Source organism: Actinomadura sp. NAK00032, assembly GCF_013364275.1.
Taxonomy (GTDB): domain Bacteria; phylum Actinomycetota; class Actinomycetes; order Streptosporangiales; family Streptosporangiaceae; genus Spirillospora.
The window spans coordinates 2860966-2880092 of the sequence record NZ_CP054932.1 but is presented as its reverse complement, the minus strand read 5'-3'; the positions used below and the strand labels follow the sequence as shown (position 1 = coordinate 2880092).

General features: G+C 71.9%; 16 protein-coding genes. 7 read left to right on the top strand and 9 right to left on the bottom strand.

Features of this window, described 5'->3' with window-relative positions; genetic code table 11:
* Positions 1-795, bottom strand: a complete 795-nt coding sequence (locus tag HUT06_RS44535) for an ABC transporter permease (protein WP_176196033.1) — start codon at positions 793-795, stop codon at positions 1-3.
* Positions 792-1763 carry an ABC transporter permease gene (locus tag HUT06_RS13485; protein WP_176196032.1) on the bottom strand — a complete coding sequence of 324 codons (972 nt, stop codon included), beginning with the start codon at positions 1761-1763 and terminating at the stop codon, positions 792-794. The genes HUT06_RS44535 and HUT06_RS13485 overlap by 4 nt, the downstream gene beginning before the upstream one ends.
* Before the next feature lie 345 nt (positions 1764-2108).
* Here HUT06_RS13485 and HUT06_RS13480 point away from each other — a divergent pair, with 345 nt between their 5' ends.
* Positions 2109-4073, top strand: coding sequence for a sensor histidine kinase (locus HUT06_RS13480; protein WP_254715159.1), 1965 nt, complete (start codon positions 2109-2111; stop codon positions 4071-4073).
* Positions 4074-4346: 273 nt separating this feature from the next.
* Here HUT06_RS13480 and dapF read toward each other — a convergent pair whose 3' ends face one another.
* Together dapF and miaA are read right to left on the bottom strand one after the other, a co-directional pair.
* The gene (gene dapF / locus HUT06_RS13475) at positions 4347-5159 is read right to left on the bottom strand and encodes a diaminopimelate epimerase (protein ID WP_176196030.1); all 813 of its coding nucleotides are present in this window, start codon (positions 5157-5159) and stop codon (positions 4347-4349) included.
* Positions 5160-5180: 21 nt separating this feature from the next.
* On the bottom strand, positions 5181-6107 hold the full coding sequence (gene miaA, locus HUT06_RS13470) for a tRNA (adenosine(37)-N6)-dimethylallyltransferase MiaA (RefSeq protein ID WP_176201346.1): 927 nt from the start codon (positions 6105-6107) through the stop codon (positions 5181-5183).
* A gap of 125 nt (positions 6108-6232) precedes the next feature.
* Here miaA and HUT06_RS13465 point away from each other — a divergent pair, with 125 nt between their 5' ends.
* Positions 6233-6505, top strand: a complete 273-nt coding sequence (locus HUT06_RS13465) for an antitoxin (protein ID WP_176196029.1) — start codon at positions 6233-6235, stop codon at positions 6503-6505.
* Here the strand turns inward: HUT06_RS13465 and HUT06_RS13460 are convergent.
* Positions 6502-7215, bottom strand: a complete 714-nt coding sequence (locus HUT06_RS13460; RefSeq protein ID WP_176196028.1) for a hypothetical protein — start codon at positions 7213-7215, stop codon at positions 6502-6504. The genes HUT06_RS13465 and HUT06_RS13460 overlap by 4 nt on opposite strands.
* Before the next feature lie 81 nt (positions 7216-7296).
* Positions 7297-8835, bottom strand: coding sequence for a tRNA (N6-isopentenyl adenosine(37)-C2)-methylthiotransferase MiaB (miaB, locus tag HUT06_RS13455; RefSeq protein ID WP_176196027.1), 1539 nt, complete (start codon positions 8833-8835; stop codon positions 7297-7299).
* A gap of 328 nt (positions 8836-9163) precedes the next feature.
* Between miaB and HUT06_RS13450 the strand changes: the two genes are divergently transcribed.
* From HUT06_RS13450 to HUT06_RS13430, 5 genes are all read left to right on the top strand, one after another.
* Positions 9164-9886 carry an amino acid ABC transporter ATP-binding protein gene (locus HUT06_RS13450; protein WP_254715750.1) on the top strand — a complete coding sequence of 241 codons (723 nt, stop codon included), beginning with the start codon at positions 9164-9166 and terminating at the stop codon, positions 9884-9886.
* Between the two features lie 39 nt (positions 9887-9925).
* A complete protein-coding gene (locus HUT06_RS13445; RefSeq protein WP_176196025.1) occupies positions 9926-10795 on the top strand; it encodes a glutamate ABC transporter substrate-binding protein in 870 nt (289 codons plus the stop codon).
* Between the two features lie 143 nt (positions 10796-10938).
* A complete protein-coding gene (locus tag HUT06_RS13440; RefSeq protein ID WP_176196024.1) occupies positions 10939-11622 on the top strand; it encodes an amino acid ABC transporter permease in 684 nt (227 codons plus the stop codon).
* Complete coding sequence (locus HUT06_RS13435; protein WP_176196023.1) at positions 11619-12611, top strand: amino acid ABC transporter permease; 993 nt, start codon at positions 11619-11621, stop codon at positions 12609-12611. The genes HUT06_RS13440 and HUT06_RS13435 overlap by 4 nt, the downstream gene beginning before the upstream one ends.
* A 167-nt stretch (positions 12612-12778) precedes the next feature.
* Positions 12779-14818, top strand: coding sequence for a prolyl oligopeptidase family serine peptidase (locus HUT06_RS13430; protein ID WP_176196022.1), 2040 nt, complete (start codon positions 12779-12781; stop codon positions 14816-14818).
* Positions 14819-14996: 178 nt separating this feature from the next.
* Here HUT06_RS13430 and rny read toward each other — a convergent pair whose 3' ends face one another.
* The 3 genes from rny to recA all read right to left on the bottom strand — a co-directional run bounded on the left by rny (position 14997) and on the right by recA (position 18968).
* The gene (gene rny / locus HUT06_RS13425; protein WP_176196021.1) at positions 14997-16580 is read right to left on the bottom strand and encodes a ribonuclease Y; all 1584 of its coding nucleotides are present in this window, start codon (positions 16578-16580) and stop codon (positions 14997-14999) included.
* Between the two features lie 584 nt (positions 16581-17164).
* Positions 17165-17701, bottom strand: a complete 537-nt coding sequence (locus tag HUT06_RS13420; protein WP_254715158.1) for a regulatory protein RecX — start codon at positions 17699-17701, stop codon at positions 17165-17167.
* Between the two features lie 151 nt (positions 17702-17852).
* Positions 17853-18968: a recombinase RecA gene (gene recA, locus HUT06_RS13415; RefSeq protein WP_176196020.1), complete on the bottom strand. Its 1116-nt coding sequence runs from the start codon at positions 18966-18968 to the stop codon at positions 17853-17855.
* Positions 18969-19127: the final 159 nt, after the last annotated feature.

Genomic DNA, 19127 nt, shown 5'->3' with positions numbered 1-19127 from the left:
TCAACGCGCGTCCCGCAGCGGATCGAGGACGTCCCGCAACCCGTCGCCGACCAGGTTCACGGCGAGGACGATCAGCACGAGCAGCCCGGCGGCGGACAGGAACGGCCAGGCGGCCGCCGCGCCCCGCCCCTCCGCGATCATCGTGCCCAGCGAGACGTCCGGCGGACGGGCGCCGAAGCCGAGGAAGGACAGCCCGCCCTCGGCGACGATCGCGACGCCGGCGGAGAGGCTCGCGTCCACGACCAGCAGCGACGCCATCTGCGGCAGGACGTGCCGGACGAGCGCACGCGACGTGCGCACCCCGATGAACCGGGCGGCGAGCACGTATTCGCGCTCGCGCACCGACAGCGTCATCGCCCGGACCACCCTGGCGGTGAGCATCCACATGAACGCGGCGAGCAGAGGCGCGAGCATCGGCCATGCCCCGCCCGGCGCCAGAACGGCGACCACGAGGAAGGACGGCAATACAAGCAAGAGATCGACGCCCCACATCAGGGCCCGGTCGAGCAGACCGCCCGCGAACCCGGCGACAGAACCGACCACGGCGGCGAACCCCGTCGAGAGCAGCGCGGCCAGAAGCCCGATGATCAGGGACTTCTGGGCACCGCGCAGGGTGAGCGCGAAGACGTCCCGCCCGCTCTGCGTCGTCCCGAGCCAGTGCCGCGCCGACGGCCCCTGACCGAACGCCGCGAAGTCGGTCTCGTCCCAGCGCCATGGCGCCACGAGCGGCCCCGCGAACGCCAGGACGAACACCGCCACCAGGAGCACGACCCCGACGACACCCCGCCGGGTCATGCCGCACCCTCGGACCGGACGCGCGGGTCGAGAGCGGCGTTCAGGACGTCCGACACCAGCCCGGACAAGACGACGACGCAGGCGGCGACGCAGTCGATCGCCGCGACCACGTTGACGTCGCCGCGCGCGATCGAGTCGACGAGCCACTCGCCCATGCCGTGCCGCCCGAAGACCTTCTCGGTGAACACCCCGCCGAGAATGAGCAGCCCGGACGCATAGGCGAAGTACGTGGTCATCGGTACGAACGCTGCACGCAGCCCGTGCCGCAGCAAGGCGCTCCGCTGCGAGAGCCCCTTGGCCCGCGCGGTCCGCACGAAATCGGCACGCAGGACGTCCAGCATCAGCCCCCGCTGGTACCGGCTGTAGAGAGCGAGTTGCGCGAGCGCGATCGTGGCCATCGGAAGCAGCAGATGCCGCGCCTGATCAGCAAAATTGCGGGGCTCGCCCTCCCCCACCCACACGAACACGCGCACGCCCAGCACGTCGTTCACCGTCACGGCAGCCGCCTGTAACAGCACCGCCAGAACGAACACAGGCACGGCCAACAGCAGGCAGGCCCCGCCCGTGACGAGCCTGTCCGGAACCCGCCCACGCTTGGCCGCCGCGTACGCGCCGACCAGAATCCCCAGCGCGCCTCCCAGAACCCCGCCGGGAACCAGCAACCGGAGGCTGCCACCGAGCCGTCGCCATAACTCGGCGTTGACGGGCTCGCCCTCCTGCGTCCGACCGAAGTCCCCGTGCAGGACGCCCCGCACCCAGACCACATAGCGGTCTTGCACCGGCGTCCGGTCGTTCAGGTTCAGAGCGCTGAGCCGGGCATCGACGACGGCCTCGGGCGGGCGCGGTGTCCGCCCCTCGAACGCGGCCCGCGGATCGAGCACGGCCGCGGCGAGCAGGTAGGCGAGGCTCCCGGCGAGCACGACCAGCACCGCGCGGCTGAGCACTCGCCGCAGCACAAACCCCGCCACCGACTCCCCTCTCACACCACCCGCCAACGAACACGGAATGCTACACATCGAACACGGAACGCGCAGATAGACGGCAAAACCTCGCCCTGACCTGGACTTTCGTTTTCTCGCCCCTGCGCGCCACACCCTCACCCGCGGCCGAAGAAGCGGCGAACGGCCGGCTCGGCCCACGTTCGGCGGACCACCTCGGGCCGGGACAGATCTTCCCTGCTCAGGGCGCGCCATCGTAGGTTAGGGCTCCCCTGTTGGCTCCCGTAGGTAGATCATTCGGCCGGATGCGGCTCTTGGCCTGGGTCTCCGCTACCTGGACGCTTTAACATTCCATTACTTTCGGGCGGGGAGCGCATGATGGAGACGGCAGCACACGGCCGCGCGGCGGGGCGCCTCGGCGTCCTGCTCGCGCTGGCCGCGGTCGCGTCCGTCGCCGCGTCGCTGACCCTCGGCGGCTGGCTGCCGTCGGCCGAGCGGATGGTCTGGTGGCATCCGGAGATCCTCGTCGCGCTGGCCTGGACGCCCGTCGGCGCCGTGCTGCTGCGGCACCGGCCGGGGCTGACGGTCGCCTGGCTCATGGTCGGCGCCGGTTTCAGCGCGGCCCTGTACGTCCTGACGCTGAACCTCACACCGTGGGCGGACCGGCACGGCTGGGCCGCGGCCGGGTTCATCGACTGGGCCGGCACCTGGCTGTGGGCCGTCGACACCTACGCGCTGACGCTGGTCCTGCCGCTGTTCTTCCCGGACGGGCGGCTCGTGTCGCGCTGGTTCCGGCCGGTGCTAGTGCTGGCCTGCCTCGTGCCGGTCATCGTGTGCGTGCATCTGACGATCGATCCCAGTGTGCGGCGGTGGCACAACGGGGTGTCGGTGTACCCGTTCGATGAGATCCCGCTGCCGATCAGCGTCGTCATCCTCGGCACCCTGGCCGCGGGCCTCTTCTCCGTGCTCGTCCGGTTCGTCCGGTCGCCGCCTGATGTCCGGCGCCAGATCGCCTGGGTCGTCTACCCCGGCATCCTCGCCGAGGGGGTCATCTACATCGGCGAGAACAGTCCCATCGGGGATCCCTTGCGCAATATCACCATCGTCGCCGTGCCGATCTGCATCGCGATCGCCATCACCCGCTTCCGGCTGTACGACATCGACCTCGTGGTCAGCAGGACGCTGGTGTACGCCGGGCTGGTGGTCGTCATCACCGGCGTGTACTTCGCGCTGGTCGGCGCGGCGAGCCTGCTCGCGCACGGCCGGGGCACCCTCGCCGGCCTGGCCGGGGCGATCGTCGCGGGCGCGGTGTTCGAGCCCGTCCGGCGGCGCCTCCAGCGGATGGTGGACGGCGTCATCCACGGCGAGCGCGACCCGTACCGGATCGCCGACACCCTCAACCGGCGGCTGCAGACCGCCGCCGACCCCGGGGCCGCGCTCGCCGCGGCCGCCGAGGTGGCCCGCTCCGCGCTGCACGCGACCGGCGTGGTGATCGAGGTGCTGGACCGCGACGGCCGGACGATCTCCGCCGAGGACGGCGTGCTCGGCCCGCGGCCGCAGCTCGTCCCGCTGGTGTGGCACGGGGAGCCGGTGGGCCGGCTGCTGTTCGGCGTCACCCGCACCCCGGACGCGCGGCTGTCGGGCATCCTCGCCCGCAACCTCGCCGAGCTGGCCAACGCGGCCCGGCTCGCCGCGGACGTCCAGCGCTCCCGCGAGCACATCCTGCGCACCCGGGAGGAGGAGCGGCGGCGGCTCCGCCGCGACCTGCACGACGGCCTCGGCCCGACGCTCGCCAGCCTCGCCATGACGGTGGACGCGGCCCGCATCACGCTGAGGACCGACCCGGAGGCGGTGGACACGCTCCTGGAGGAGCTGCGCGCCACCATGGGGCGCACCATCGGCGACATCCGCGACCTGGTGTACGGGCTGCGCCCGCCCGCGCTGGACGACCTCGGGCTGGAGGGCGCGATCCAGGCGCTCGGCGGCGTCGTCGCCACCGGGGACGGCCCGACGGTCGACGTGCGTGTTGAGGGCGACCTGAACGGCCTGCCCGCCGCCGCGGAGGTCGCCGCGTACCGGATCGTCCAGGAGGCGCTGACGAACGTGCACCGGCACGCCAACGCCGGCTGCGCCGAGGTCACGCTGTGCCTGAACGGTGATCTGCACGTCACGATCGGCGATGACGGCGTGGGGCTGCCCGACCGGCTGCGTTCCGGGGTCGGCATGTCGTCGATGCGGGAACGCGCGACGGAGCTGGGCGGATCCTGCACGGTCGGCCCCGGCCCCAACGGCGGGACCCTCGTCCGCGCCCGGCTGCCGGTCAACGGCGCCCACCCCTGACGCCCGCCGCTCTCCCGGGGCGCGCTCACCCGGGGTTCTCCGGCCTCACCCTGGTGGGAGGGCCGGTGACCGCCCCCCGCCAAGAAGGTCGCCACCGGCCCTCAGGCTCCGTACGGCCCCGGGGCTCCCATCCCGGTCCGTACGGGCCATTCACCAGAGGGTGTGCAAGAGAGAAGTTATGCGGCCGAGGGTCCCGTTGGAGAGGGACACCTGTCCCGTTCATGCCGGGACGAGTCCGGAACCGCCGCCGCCCCTGGTGAGCCAGGGGTTCCGCTAGATCCACCCCGGACGGGTCTCGCCCTCGGCGACGAGCACCGCCGGGCCGCGCAGATGACTGGTCCGCCCGTCGAGGGTGACGGTGACCCGGCCGCCCGGAACGTCCACGGTCCATTCGGACGTGCCCGGCGTACCCTGGGCCGCGGCGGCGGCCACCGCGACCGTCCCGGTGCCGCAGGAGCGCGTCTCGCCGGAGCCGCGCTCGAACACCCGCATCTCCACGTGCCGCTCCCCGACGGACCGGAAGAACTCGACGTTCACCCCGTCGGGGAACACGGCCGGGTCGAAGCCGGGGGCGCGCGACAGGTCCAGCGCGGCGACCGGCCCGTCCACGCGGCACGCCAGGTGCGGGTTGCCCACCGAGACCCGCCGGCCCTGGAACGCCACGCCCGCCAGGGACGCCTCGCCGTAGCCGAGGAGTTCGGGCGCGCCCATGTCCACGCTCACGTCGCCGGACGCGCCGAGCGCCACCCGGCGCAGGCCCCCACGGGTCGCCACGTCCCACTCGCCGGGCGCGGCCAGGCCGGAGTCGACGAGGTAGCGGGCGAAGACCCGCATCCCGTTGCCGCACATCTCGGCGATGCCGCCATCGGCGTTGCGGTAGTCCATGAACCACTCGGCGTCCGCGTCCACGTCCGCGTCGATGTCCGCCGCCTTCGTCCGGACGACGCGCAGCACCCCGTCGGCGCCGATACCGGCGCGCCGGTCGCACAGCCGCGCGACGGCCTCCGGGGTGAGGTCGAGGACGCCGTCCGGGTCGGGCAGGATCACGAAGTCGTTCTCAGTGCCGTGGCCTTTGACAAACCGCATCCCTCGATCGTATTGCCTCGCTCAGGTGCCCCGCCCTGGCTCGTCCGCCGCCGCGGCCTCCGTGACCAGGGCGAGTGCGCGCTCGGCCAGGTCGGGGGCGTCATAAGGGAGCCACCGGACGCGCGGGTCGCGGCGGAACCAGGACTCCTGCCGGCGGGCGAAGCGCCGCGTCGTCCGGACCGTGTCCTCCTTGGCCTGCTCCTCGGACCACTCCCCCGCCAGGAACCGCAGCACCTGCGCGTAGCCGAGCGCCCGCCCGGCGGTCAGGCCGTCCCGCAGGCCCCGCTTCTCCAGGGCCCGCACCTCGTCGACCAGGCCCGCGTCCCACATCCGCTCCACCCGCAGGGCGATGCGCTCGTCCAGGGCGTCGCGCGGGACGCTCACGCCGATCTGCAGCGCCGAGCCGTACCGGTACCGGTGCTCGGGCAGCGTCGCGGTGAACGGGCGGCCGGTGATCTCGATGACCTCCAGGGCGCGGACGATCCGGCGCCCGTTGCTCGGCAGGATGGCGTCCCCGGCGGCCGGGTCGAGCCGGCGCAGCCGTTCGTGCAGCGCACCGGGGCCGACCCGCGCCAGCTCCTCCTCCAGGCGCGCCCGGACGGCCGGGTCCGTCCCGGGGAACTCCATCTCGTCGAGCGCCGCGCGCACGTACAGCCCGGACCCGCCGACCAGGACCGGCAGCCGCCCCCGGCCCCGGACGTCCGCGATCGCGTCCGCGCTCAGCGCCTGGTACTCGGCGACGCTGGCGGTCCTCGTCACGTCCCAGACGTCCAGCAGATGGTGCGGGACCCCGCGCATCTCGGCCGCGGACAGCTTCGCCGTGCCGATGTCCATGCCGCGGTAGAGCTGCATCGAGTCGGCGTTGACCGCCTCGCCGTCCAGCCGCAGCGCCAGTTCCACGGCGAGATCGGACTTCCCCGCGGCCGTCGCCCCGACGACCGCGATCACATAGGGAGCATTCGGTGAGGTCACGGGATTGATTGTGGCAACAGAACGGGTATGGGCGGGGTGTACGGGTGTCGCGTGCCAACCGCGCCGCACCGATCGAGACGAGGGATCCGGGGGGATCGGGAATGTCCATCGTCGACAAGGTCAAGCAGATGCTCGGGCAGCACTCCGACAAGGCCAGGCAGGGCGTCGAGCGCGCCGGGGACATGATCGACGAGCGCACCGGCGGCAAGTACGCCGACAAGGTCGACAAGGTCCAGGAGAAGGCCGGCGACTACATCGACCGGGGCGAAGGCGGTCGGGGCGGCACCGGCCAGAGCGGCCAGGGCGGCCAGGGCGGCCAGGGCGGCCAGATGGGGCAGGGCGGCCAGCCCGGCCAGGGCCAGGGCCCCTCCTAGGCGGCCCGGCGGTCCGGCCCCGCCCAGACCGCCGCGAAGTAGCCGACACCGTAGGGCGCCTCGTCGGCGAGCAGTTCACCGCCGAGACCGGCGGCGTCGACCGCAGCGCCCGCGAGCACTTGCCACGCCGCACGCCCTGCCGCCTGGACGTCCCGGGAGAGCCCGGGGTCCAGTGCGGCCAGGGCGGCGGCGTCGGCCGTGCCGAGAGCGCGCGCCACGCCCTCGTCGTGAGGGCGCGCGCGCTCATCGAGGTATCCGGGCGCCTTCTCTGAGCGGCACGCCGACCCGTCCCCCATCACCAGGAGGGCTACACGGTCGGCCGCCCCGGCCAGCTCCCTGCCGAGGGACAGGCAATCCTCCGGCTCGGCGTCGAAGGCCACGGCCTGGTAGCGCGCCCGCTCGGCGAGCCCCTGCCGCTCCAGCAGCCACCGGCCGATCGTCAGGGACAGCGGGAGCGCCTCCGCCCCGTCCACAGGTTCGTGTGGGCTCGTCCAGTCGAGGCCGTACGGCTTGAGGGACGCGTAGGCGTCCGCACCGTATGGCCGCGTCTCCGCCCCGCCCCCGACGACGGCCAGCATGTCGGCACCGGCGAGGAACCCGACGGCCCTGTCGCAGGCGGCGCGCAGCGCGTCGAGCTCCGGTGCCGCCTCCCCCGCCATCTCCGGGACCAGAACCGGCGGGTGCGGGCACACCGCCGCCGCTACGAGCACACTGCCTCCTTGGACGGGGTAAGACCGCACCTTGGGACGGATAGACCGCGAACGGCCGCGAGAGCCGCGCTCAGGACGCGCTCAGGAGCAGCCGTGGCCGGACGGCGCGGCCGGGGCCGCAGCGGGCCGTCCGATCGAAGGCATGCCCAGCGCGACGCCCTTCGGACCGCCGCCGTCCCCCTGGCGAGCCTCCCACGCGTCGCCCGCCCGCGTGCGGCGGACGTCCAGCACGGGCTTGTCGGCGACCAGGTGGTGCGGCGCCGCGTAGGTCACCTCGACGGTGACCATGTCGCCGGGCCGGACGGGCTGCTCCGGGGCGCCGAAGTGCACGAGGCGGTTGTCGCGCGCGCGGCCGGACAGCCGGCGGGTCGCCTCGTCCTTGCGCCCCTCGCCCTCCGCGACCAGGACCTCCAGCGTGCGGCCGAGCTGCTTCTTGTTCTCCGCCCAGGAGATCTCCTCCTGGAGGGCGATGAGCCGCTCGTACCGCTCCTGGACGACCTCCTTCGGCAGCTGGCCGTCCATGGTCGCCGCCGGGGTGCCCGGCCGCTTGGAGTACTGGAAGGTGAACGCCGAGGAGAACCGGGCCTCCCGCACCACGTGCAGGGTCTCCTCGAAGTCGGCCTCGGTCTCGCCGGGGAAGCCCACGATGATGTCGGTGGTGATCGCCGCGTCCGGGATCGCCTCCCGCACCTTGCCGATGATGCCGAGGTAGCGCTCCTGCCGGTACGAGCGCCGCATCGCGCGCAGCACCGCGTCCGACCCGGACTGCAGCGGCATGTGCAGCGACGGCATCACGTTCGGCGTCTCGGCCATCGCCGCGATGACGTCGTCGGTGAAGTCCTTGGGGTGCGGCGAGGTGAACCGGACCCGCTCCAGGCCCTCGACGCCGCCGCAGGCGCGCAGCAGGCCCGCGAAGGCGGACTGGCCGCCCTCCGTCATGGCGCGCACCTCGTCCGGCGCCGCCGACAGGGCCCCGAAGCCCGAGCCGTAGGCGTTGACGTTCTGCCCCAGGAGGGTGACCTCCAGCGCGCCCTCGCCGACGAGCGCCTCGACCTCGGCGAGGATCTCACCGGGGCGGCGGTCCTTCTCCTTGCCGCGCAGGGACGGGACGATGCAGAACGTGCACGTGTTGTTGCAGCCGACGGAGATCGACACCCACGCCGCGTACGGCGACTCCCGGCGCGTCGGCAGCGTCGAGGGGAAGGTCACCAGCGACTCTTCGATCTCGACCTGTGCCTCGTCCCGCACGCGGGCACGCTCCAGCAGCGCGGGCAGCGACCCGATGTTGTGGGTGCCGAACACCACGTCCACCCAGGGGGCGCGCTTGACGATGGTGTCGCGGTCCTTCTGCGCGAGGCAGCCGCCGACGGCGATCTGCATGCCCGGATGGCCGTCCTTGACCGGCCGCAGGTGGCCGAGGTTGCCGTAGAGCCGGTTGTCGGCGTTCTCCCGCACCGCGCAGGTGTTGAACACCACCACATCGGGCTCGGCGTCCCCGGCGCGGACGTACCCGGCCGCCTCCAGCAGCCCGGACAGCCGCTCGGAGTCGTGGACGTTCATCTGGCACCCGTAGGTACGGATCTCGTACGTGCGGGCGGCCGTCTCCATTGGCGCACTCATGACGGTAACCAAGGGTACGGGCCCGTCCCGCCGCGATGGAACGTCCAACCGCGGCGCCCGGGCGGAGCGGCGCACTTCCCGGGGCCGGAGCGCACCTCCGGACACACCGCTCCGACCAGCCCCGATGATCACTCTCCGCCACGATGGACCCCGTCCGACATGGGGATTCGTGATCGTATCGGTACCGCGCGGCAACTTTCAGGCGGCCGGCCATGACGTAAAGTCCGTCCGCATGACGGACAGCGAAGACGAGCTCGACCTCACCAAGGACGAGCCCGAGGACTCCGTTCCGGCGCCGGCCCCCGCGGCGGGCGACCGGCCCCTCGTCGTGGTCGAGAACGTCGACAAGCACTTCGGCGAGCTGCACGTCCTCAAGGACATCAACCTCACGGTGAACTCCGGCGAGGTCGTCGTCGTCATCGGCCCGTCCGGGGGCGGCAAGTCGACCCTCTGCCGGTCGATCAACCGGCTGGAGCCCATCGACGGCGGGAAGATCCTCGTGGACGGCAAGGAGCTGCCCAAGGAGGGCAAGGAGCTGGCGAAGCTCCGCGCCGACGTGGGCATGGTGTTCCAGTCGTTCAACCTGTTCGCCCACAAGACGATCCTCGAGAACGTCACGCTCGGGCCGGTGAAGGTCCGCGGGCAGGGCAAGCAGGAGGCCCAGAAGCACGCGATGGAGCTGCTCGACCGGGTCGGCATCGCCAACCAGGCGGGCAAGTACCCGGCGCAGCTGTCCGGCGGGCAGCAGCAGCGGGCCGCGATCGCGCGCTCCCTGGCGATGAGGCCCAAGGTGATGCTCTTCGACGAGCCGACCTCGGCGCTGGACCCGGAGATGGTCAACGAGGTCCTGGACGTCATGACGGGGCTCGCCCGCGAGGGCATGACGATGATCGTCGTCACGCACGAGATGGGGTTCGCGCGCCGCGCCGCCCAGAAGGTCGTGTTCATGGCGGACGGCCAGATCGTCGAGGAGAACACCCCCGACGAGTTCTTCACCAATGCGCGCACCGACCGCGCGAAGGACTTCCTTTCCAAGATCCTCACGCACTGAGCCGCGGGGCTCCGGCAGAGAGCAGAGGTAGGACGAGCAATGCGAGTACGTCGTTTCGGCGCCCTCATCGGGGCGGGGATGGCGCTGTCCCTGGCGCTCAGCGCGTGTGGCAGCGACACCGAGAAGACCGAGGCCAAGACGGTCGTCCAGAAGGCCAAGGACGACAAGAAGCTGACCATCGGCATCAAGTTCGACCAGCCGGCGCTCGGGCTGAAGAAGCCCGACGGCACCTACGACGGCTTCGACGTGGACGTCGCCAAGTACGTCGCGCAGAAGCTGGGCGTGCCCGAGAGCGGCATCACGTTCAAGGAGACGACCTCCGCGAACCGCGAGTCGTTCATCGGCGGCGGGCAGGTCGACCTGATCTTCGCCACCTACTCCATCACCGAGGCGCGCAAGCAGCAGGTGACCTTCGGCGGTCCCTACTACGTCGCGCACCAGGACACGATGGTCAAGGCCGACAACACCGACATCAAGAAGGCCGCCGACCTCAAGGGCAAGAAGCTCTGCAAGGCGGCCGGGTCGAACTCGTTCCGCCGCATCACCGAGGGCCCGCCGGACGGCAAGCTCAACATCAAGGGCGTCACGCTGGTCGACGCCAGCAGCTACTCCGAGTGCGTGAGCAAGCTGAAGTCCGGCGCGCTGGACGCGGTGAGCACCGACGACCTGATCCTGGCCGGGTTCGCCAACCAGCAGAAGGGCTCCTTCAAGGTCATCAACGACCCCTTCACCGACGAGAAGTACGGCGTCGGCATCAAGAAGGGCGACACCGAGACCTGCGAGGCCGTCAACAAGGCCATCACGGAGATGTACTCCGACGGCACCGCCAAGACCCTGCTGGAGAAGCACTTCGCCGGCACCGGGCTGAAGCTCGTCACGACCGCCCCGCAGATGGAGGGCTGCTCCTGACCGGGGGCCGCGCCTGACGCCCGCCGCGCCGGCGCGTCCCCGCGGAGCGGCTCCCGGGGACGCGCCGGTCCGGCCTGACACCCGCCGGCCGGGCTCGACACCGCTGGCCCGACACCGCTGGAACGCCATGAAACAGCTGAGCAATGTTTGACTTCAGCCCGTTCTTCGACAGCTTCGACGAGATCCTCCAGGGATTCTGGGCGACGATCCGCCTGGCGGCCGCCGCGGCGGTGCTCTCCCTCATCATCGGCACGGTCCTGGCGAGCTTCCGCGTCGCCCCCGTCCCGGTGCTGCGCGCCTTCGGCACGGGCTATGTCAGCATCGTCCGCAACACGCCGCTGACGCTGGTGCTGCTGATGTGCAGCCTCGGCCTCAACGACATCCTCGCGCTGAAGTTCTCCTCGACCTCGTCGGTGACCTACTACTGGTGGGCCGTCCTCGGCCTGTCCGCCTACACCGGCGCGTTCGTCTGCGAGACGCTCCGGTCGGGGATCAACACGGTCCCGCTGGGCCAGGCGGAGGCGGCGCGGTCGATCGGCCTGACCTTCACCCAGTCGCTGCGCGTGATCATCCTGCCGCAGGCGTTCCGCGCGATCATCGCGCCGCTGGGCAGCGTCTTCATCGCGATGATCAAGAACACCACGGTCGCCGCGGCGGCGAGCTACGCCGAGGTCGCGCTGGTCACCAAGACGATCGTCGACAAGCCCACGTTCGCGAACGGCGTCATCCCGCTGTTCCTCGGCGTGGCCGTCGGCTTCCTGATCCTCACCTTGCCCACCGGATACTTCTTCGGCTGGCTGGCCAAGCGGATGGCGGTGGCCCGATGAGCAAGGAAGCGACCGTACTGTTCGATATTCCGGGGCCGCGGGCGCGCGCGCGGAACAGGGCACTCGGCGTCGCCGTCACGGTGGCGCTCGCCGCCGTCCTCGCCGCGCTGATCTGGCGGCTGGCCGCCAAGGACCAGTTCGCCGGGAAGTACTGGACGCCGTTCACCGAGTGGACGGTCTGGCGGCACCTGATCTTCCCCGGGCTGCTGAACACGCTGAAGGCGGCCGCCGTCGCGACCGTGCTGGCGCTGCTGTTCGGCATCGTGTTCGGCCTGGCGCGGCTCTCCGACCACTGGTGGATCCGCGTTCCCGCGGGCGTGGTGGTGGAGTTCTTCCGCGGCATCCCGCTGCTGATCCTGATCTTCCTGGCGTTCTTCGTCCCGAACAAGATCAGCCCGGAGATCGCCGAGTCCCAGTTCGGGCAGCTGCAGCGCGTCTCGGTGGACTACTTCTTCTCGATCTTCGGGGTGGAGAGCAACGCCGGCGTGGTCACGGTCCCGGCGTTCGCCGCGGTCGTGTTCGGCCTCACGATGTACAACGGCTCGGTGCTCGCCGAGGTCGTCCGGGCGGGCGTCCTGTCGATCCCGAAGGGCCAGGCCGAGGCCGCCTACTCGATCGGGCTGCGCAAGAACGGCGTCATGCGGCTGATCCTGCTGCCGCAGGCCATCACCGTGATGATGCCCGCGATCGTGAGCCAGATCGTCGTCCTGCTCAAGGACACCGCGCTCGGGTTCATCATCGCCTACCCCGAACTGCTGTCCGCGGGCTTCCGCCAGGTCCCCGCCAACTACAGCAACAACGTCCTGCAGGCCGGCATCATCGTCGCGATCATCTACATCGCGATCAACATGTCGGTGAGCCGGCTGGCGACGTGGCTGGAGGCGCGCAGCCGCCGCAGCCGCAAGACCGAGGCCAAGACCATGGGCACGGGCGGGGCGCCGCCCGTCGCCGGGGTCGGGGTCGGCGAGCAGGCCGTCCCGTCGACCTGATCTCCACGGTCGCCCGCCGCGGGGGCGCCGCCGGTCTCCGGCGGCGCCCCCGCCGCCGTTCCCGCGCACGTTACCGGTGAGTCCGCTGGTGGCGCCCTTGTATCTTTCCGAAGTCAAACGGGGCGTCATGGCCCCAACCGATCCCCGTATGCGGGACGATTCCTGTTATGACCGCTCGTGCGACCCTCCCCTACGGCTCCTGGCCCTCCCCCATCTCCGCGGCCGATGTCGCCCGCGCCCGGCTGCGCCTCAGTTTCCCCACCGTCGCGGGCGATGACGTCTGGTGGCAGGAGACCCGCCCCGAGGAGGACGGACGGGCCACGGTCATCCATCTCAAGGGCGGGCACCGCACGGAGCTGCTGCAGGCGCCGTGGAACGCCCGTACCCGCGTCCACGAGTACGGGGGACGGTCGTACCTGCCGATCCGCACCGGGCAGGGCTGGTCGATCGTCTTCGCCAACTACGACGACCAGCGGCTCCACCGGCTCGACGAGGGCGACCCCAAGCCCTACCCGCTGACGCCGGAGCCGGCCGTCCCGGCGGGGCTGCGCTACGCCGACCTCGTCCTGTCCCCGGACGGGACGGAGATCTGGTGCGTCTGCGAGGGCCACATAGCCGCGCCTGCGGCGGAACCCGCCCCCGCCGCCGAAGGCGAGGAGGGCGAGGCGCCGCCGGCGGAGGAGCCCGCCACCACGGGCATCAGGCGGGCCATCGTCGCCGTGCCGCTGGACGGCCGCGCCGCCGGCGACGCGGGCGCCATCCGCGAGCTGGTCACCGGGGCGCAGTTCTACGCCAACCCCGTCCCGTCGCCGGGCGGCGGGCACCTCGCGTGGGTGCAGTGGAACCACCCCCGCATGCCCTGGGACGGCACCGAGGTGCGCGTGGCTGCGCTGGAGGACGGTCGTACGGTCGCGCCCCGCACCGTCAAGGGCGGCCTCAAGGAGTCGGCCCTGGCGCCGCTGTGGCGCGACGACGAGTCCCTGTACGTCATCTCCGACTGGCCCGGCTGGTGGAACATCTACCAGGTCGGCCTGCACGGCGAGTCCCCGCAGGCCCTCTACCCGGCCGAGGAGGAGTTCGCCGCCCCGCTGTGGCAGCTCGGCGGGATGCCGTACGCGCTGCTGGGCGACGGGCGCCTCGCCGTCCTGCACGGCGAGGGCGACATGCGCCTCGGCGTCTACGACCCCGAGACGCTCGACCTCGTCGATCTGGAGGTCCCCTACGAGCACTGGGCGACCGAGCTGTCCGCGGACGGGACGACGATCGTCGGCATCGCCGGCGGCCCCGACCTGCCGCCGTCCGTCGTCCGCGTCGACACCACGACCGGGCGCGTGGAGGGGCTGCGCCGCGAGCTGGCCGAGCTGCCGGACGTCGCGTACCTGTCGAAGCCGCGCGCCGAGCGCCTGGAGGGGCCGTTCGGGCGTCCCGTCCACGCCTACGTGTTCCCGCCGACCAACCCGGAGGCCGCCGCGCCCGAGGGCGAGCTGCCGCCGTACGTCGTGTTCGTGCACGGCGGGCCCACCGGCCGGGTCACCAAGGTGCTCGACCTGGAGCGCGCCTACTTCACCAGCCGCGGCATCGGCGTCATCGACGTCAACTACGGCGGATCCAGCGGCTACGGCCGCGCCTACCGCGAACGGCTGCGCCGCCAGTGGGGCGTGGTCGACGTAGAGGACGCCGTAGCCGCGGCCCAGGCGCTCGTAGACGGCGGAATAGCCGACCCCGCACGTCTGGCCATCCGGGGCGGCTCCGCGGGCGGCTGGACGACGCTGGCGGCGATCACGCAGACCGACGTGTTCAAGGCCGCGACGTCCTACTTCGGCATCAGCGACCTGCAGAGCTTCGCCGAGGCCACCCACGACTTCGAGTCGCACTACCTGTTCGGCCTCATCGGCCCCCTGCCCGGCTTCGAGCGCGCCTACGAGGAGCGCTCACCGCTCGGGCACGCCGACAAGACCGCCTGCCCCGTCCTGCTCCTGCAGGGCCTCAACGACCCGGTGGTGCCGCCGGACCAGTCCGAGCGGTTCGCGCTGGCGCTGCGCGAGAAGAAGACGCCGCACGCCTACCTCACGTTCGAGGGCGAGTCCCACGGCTTCCGCAAGGCCGCCACGGTCATCCGCAGCCTGGAGGCCGAGCTCGCCTTCTACGGGCAGACCCTCGGCTTCGAGCCCCGCGGCGTGGAGCCCATCAACCTCACCGCGGGCTGACCGCCACGCCACGACGTAGGACCGGCTCCCGGGCGGGACCACGTGCTCGCTGTTCTCCGGCTGGACGCGGTCACCGCTCGGGTCGGGAAGGCGCTGGCGATGACGGCGCTCGCCGGCGGGGAGCCCCGCCATGGCGCCCGGCCGGGGAAGACCTGCCCGGCGGGTCGGCGACGCCGGGTCAGCGGGCGAACTCGATGGCGCGGGACTCGCGGACCACGGTGACGCGGATCTGGCCCGGGTAGGTCAGCTCGTCCTCGACCTGCTTGGCGATGTCGCGGGCGATGACCTGCGCCTGGATGTCGTCGACGGTGTCCGGCTTGACCATCACGCGGATCTCGCGGCCGGCCTGCATCGCGAAGACCTTCTCCACGCCCTCGTGCTTCTCGCGGGCGATCTGCTCCAGCCGCTCCAGCCGCTTGACGTAGGCCTCCAGCGACTCGCGGCGCGCCCCCGGGCGGCTGCCGCTCACCGCGTCCGCGGCCTGGGTCAGGACGGCCTCCACCGTGCGGACCTCGACCTCGTTGTGGTGGGCCTCGATCGCGTGGACGACGTCCTCGTGCTCGCCGTACCGGCGCGCGATCTCGGCGCCGATCAGCGCGTGGCTGCCCTCCACCTCGTGGGTGAGCGCCTTGCCGATGTCGTGCAGCAGCGTGCACCGCTTGGCGATCTCCACCGGGAGGCGCAGCTCGCTCGCCATGACCCCGGCGATGTGCGCGGACTCGATCAGGTGCTTCAGCACGTTCTGCCCGTAGGACGTGCGGTACCGCAGCTGGCCGAGCAGCGCGATCAGCTCCGGGTGCATGTCGGCGATGCCGACCTCGACCAGGGCGTCCTCGCCGGCCCGGACGCACAGCTGCTCCACGTCGCTCCTGCTGCGCTCGTAGATCTCCTCGATGCGCTGCGGGTGGATGCGCCCGTCCAGCACGAGCTTCTCCAGCGTCAGCCGCCCGACCTCGCGGCGCACGGGGTCGAAGCAGCTCAGCAGCACCGCCTCCGGCGTGTCGTCGATGATGAGGTTGACCCCGGTCGTCGTCTCGAACGCCCGGATGTTGCGGCCCTCCCGGCCGATGATGCGGCCCTTCATCTCGTCGCTCGGCAGGTGCAGCACCGACACGACCGACTCGGCCGTCTGCTCGCTCGCGACCCGCTGGATCGCCAGCGTCACGATCTTGCGGGCGCGCTTCTCGCCCTCGGTCCGCGCGGTGTTCTCGATCTCGCGGACGATGGGGATGGACTCCCGCTTGGCCTGGTTCTCGATCGCCGCGACGAGTTCGGCCTTGGCCTGCCCGGTGGTGAGCCCGGCGGCCTGCTCCAGCACCTTGCGGCGCTCCTCGGCGACGCCGGCCAGTTCCTCCTTGCGGGCGTCGAGCGCCTGGCGGGCCTCGGTGAGCCGGCCCTGCCACTCCTCCAGGCGGCGCATCTCGGCGTCCAGCCGCTGCTCGCGCTCGGCGAGCCGGGCCTCCCGGCGCTCCAGGTCCTCGCGGACGGCCCGCAGGTCGTCCTTGAGGGCGCGGCCCTCCCGCTCGGCCTCCGCGCGGGCCTCGGCGGTGATCCGCTGCGTGTCGCGCTCGGCCTGCTCCAGGGCGTCCCGCTGCGTCTCCTGCGCGTCCCGCTCGGCCTTCGACCGGATCTCGTCGGCCTCGCTCTGCGCCCGGGCGATCTCCGCCGCGGCTCTGCCGGGCATGCCGGGACGCCACAGGATCGCGATGACGAGAGCGACCAGGGTCACCAGCAGCGCTGCACCCAGCAGGACGCTCTCCATGAGGCAGATCCTTCCTCGCCGCGGGCCCGTCCGGACTTCGGGACCCTGCCTAGCGAGGATTTACTCGCGCGCGCGGACGCACGACGTCATCGGGCCGCACGCGGCGCGCCCTCGATGACTCGGCCGTATCCGGTCGACGAACGTGTCCTGTATGCCTCTCAGCTGCTGGAACGTGCTCGGTCGTATGGCAATCCGCGAGACGCGGAGTAACTCCTCACTGCCGTAACGGTAAGCGGCATGGAGGTAATGAGCAAGCAAACGAGGGGCATTCCGGACTAACCGAACGTCAGCGTGAGTCCTTCCTTACCGCCGCCCCTGACCGCCCGCACCCCTCCCCACCTGCCCGGAAGGCACCCGGTCAGAGTCAGGACGGCGGCACGCCCCAGTCACCCGCTCTCCGACCCGGCGTGTCGCCCCCCACCGGCCTCCGCCGAGCCGTCCCTCATCGAGCCGCCGGCGAACGCGTGCCCGTTCACCGCCACGGGCTCGCGCTCCGCCGCGACACCGCGGTCATGCCCACCGACCGCGGCTGCGTCGAGCAGCCGGACAGGTTCAGGCAGGCGCCCTCGTGGCGGAGCGGGCGGTCAGTCGTCGGGGGTGGGGTCGGGGAGGGTCTCGAGGTCGGCGCCCTCGTCGGCCAGGGCCTCCTTGACCACCCGGTAGCAGAGGCCGGGCGGGTAGCCCTTGCGGGCGAGCATGCCGACGAGGCGGCGCATGCGCTTGGCGGGGTCGGCGCCGCGGGTGCCGGGCAGCCTGCGGTCGACCAGGGCCCGGGCGGTCTCCTCCTCCCGGGCCGGGTCGAGGGTCTCGACGGCCTCGTTGACGGTGTCGGCGGCGACGCCGCGCCGGCGGAGTTCGGCGGCCAGGGCGCGTTTGGCCAGGCCGCGGCCGGTGTGCCGGGACTGGACCCAGGCCTGCGCGAACGCCTCGTCGTCGATCAGGCCGACGTCGGTGAAGCGCGCGAGGACCCGGTCGGCGACGTCGTCGGGGACGTCCTTGCGGCGGAGCGCCTCGGCGAGTTGGGCGCGGGTGCGCGGGGACGCCGAGAGCAGGCGCAGGCACACCTCGCGTGCCCTGGCCTCCGGATCGCCGTCTCCGGTGGCGCGCCGGGACGCGCTCACCGGCCGCGCTCGGTGACCGCCGTGGGAGCGGCGGCGCCATCGGGGAAGGTCCGGGCCCCGGTCGTGCGGGGCCCGGTAAGGCGCCGCCGCCCTGCATAGGAGATCATCGCTTACTCTTCGTCAAGAGTCACCCATATCAGGGGATTCCTTGTCAGGAATCACCCGTCTTGGCGGCCTTCGCGGTCTTCTTCGCGGCCGTGGTCTTGACGGCCGGCGCGGGTGCGGGAGCGGGGGCGCCCGGGGCCGCCGCGGGCTCGGCCTCCTTGTCGACCTTCGGGCCGATGCCCAGCTTCTCCTTGATCTTCTTCTCGATGCCGTCGGCCAGGTCGGGGTTGGCCTTGAGGAAGTTGCGGGCGTTCTCCTTGCCCTGGCCGAGCTGGTCGCCGTCGTAGGTGTACCAGGCGCCGGACTTGCGGACGAAGCCGTGCTCCACGCCGAGGTCGATCAGGCCGCCCTCGCGGCTGATGCCGAAGCCGTAGAGGAGGTCGAAGTCGGCGACGCGGAACGGCGGGGCCATCTTGTTCTTGACGACCTTGACGCGGACGCGGTTGCCGACCGCCTCGGTGCCGTCCTTCAGGGTCTCGATGCGGCGGACGTCGAGGCGGACCGAGGCGTAGAACTTCAGCGCCCGGCCGCCGGTCGTCGTCTCGGGCGAGCCGAACATGACGCCGACCTTCTCGCGGAGCTGGTTGATGAAGATGGCGGTGGTCTTGGTCTGGTTGATCGCGCCGGTGAGCTTGCGCAGCGCCTGCGACATGAGGCGGGCCTGGAGGCCGACGTGGCTGTCGCCCATCTCGCCCTCGATCTCGGCGCGGGGGACGAGCGCGGCGACGGAGTCGATGACGACGATGTCGATCGCGCCGGAGCGGATCAGCATGTCGGTGATCTCCAGGGCCTGCTCGCCGGTGTCGGGCTGGGAGACCAGCAGGGCGTCGATGTCGACGCCGAGCTTGGCGGCGTACTCGGGGTCGAGCGCGTGCTCGGCGTCGACGAACGCGGCGATGCCGCCCTGCTTCTGCACGCTCGCCACGGCGTGCAGCGCGATGGAGGTCTTGCCGGAGCCCTCGGGGCCGTACACCTCGACGACGCGGCCGCGGGGCAGGCCGCCGATGCCGAGCGCGATGTCGAGGGAGATCGCGCCGGTCGGGATCACCTCGACGGGCGCCCGGGCCTCCTCGCCCATCCGCATGACCGACCCCTTGCCGAACTGCCGCTCGATCTGGGCGAGTGCGGTCTCGAGAGCCTTCTCCCGGTCGTTCGCTGCCATTGAGATGTCCTTCTCGTCGTGACTGTCGGCTCTCGGCCGCTGCTTGCGATGTCGAGGGCGACGTTACGGCGGGCCACCGACACTTTCGAGCGCCCGGCGCGATTGTGGACGGCGCCGCGTGCCGGGGCCAGCCTACCGAACATCCGTTCGATCATCGTC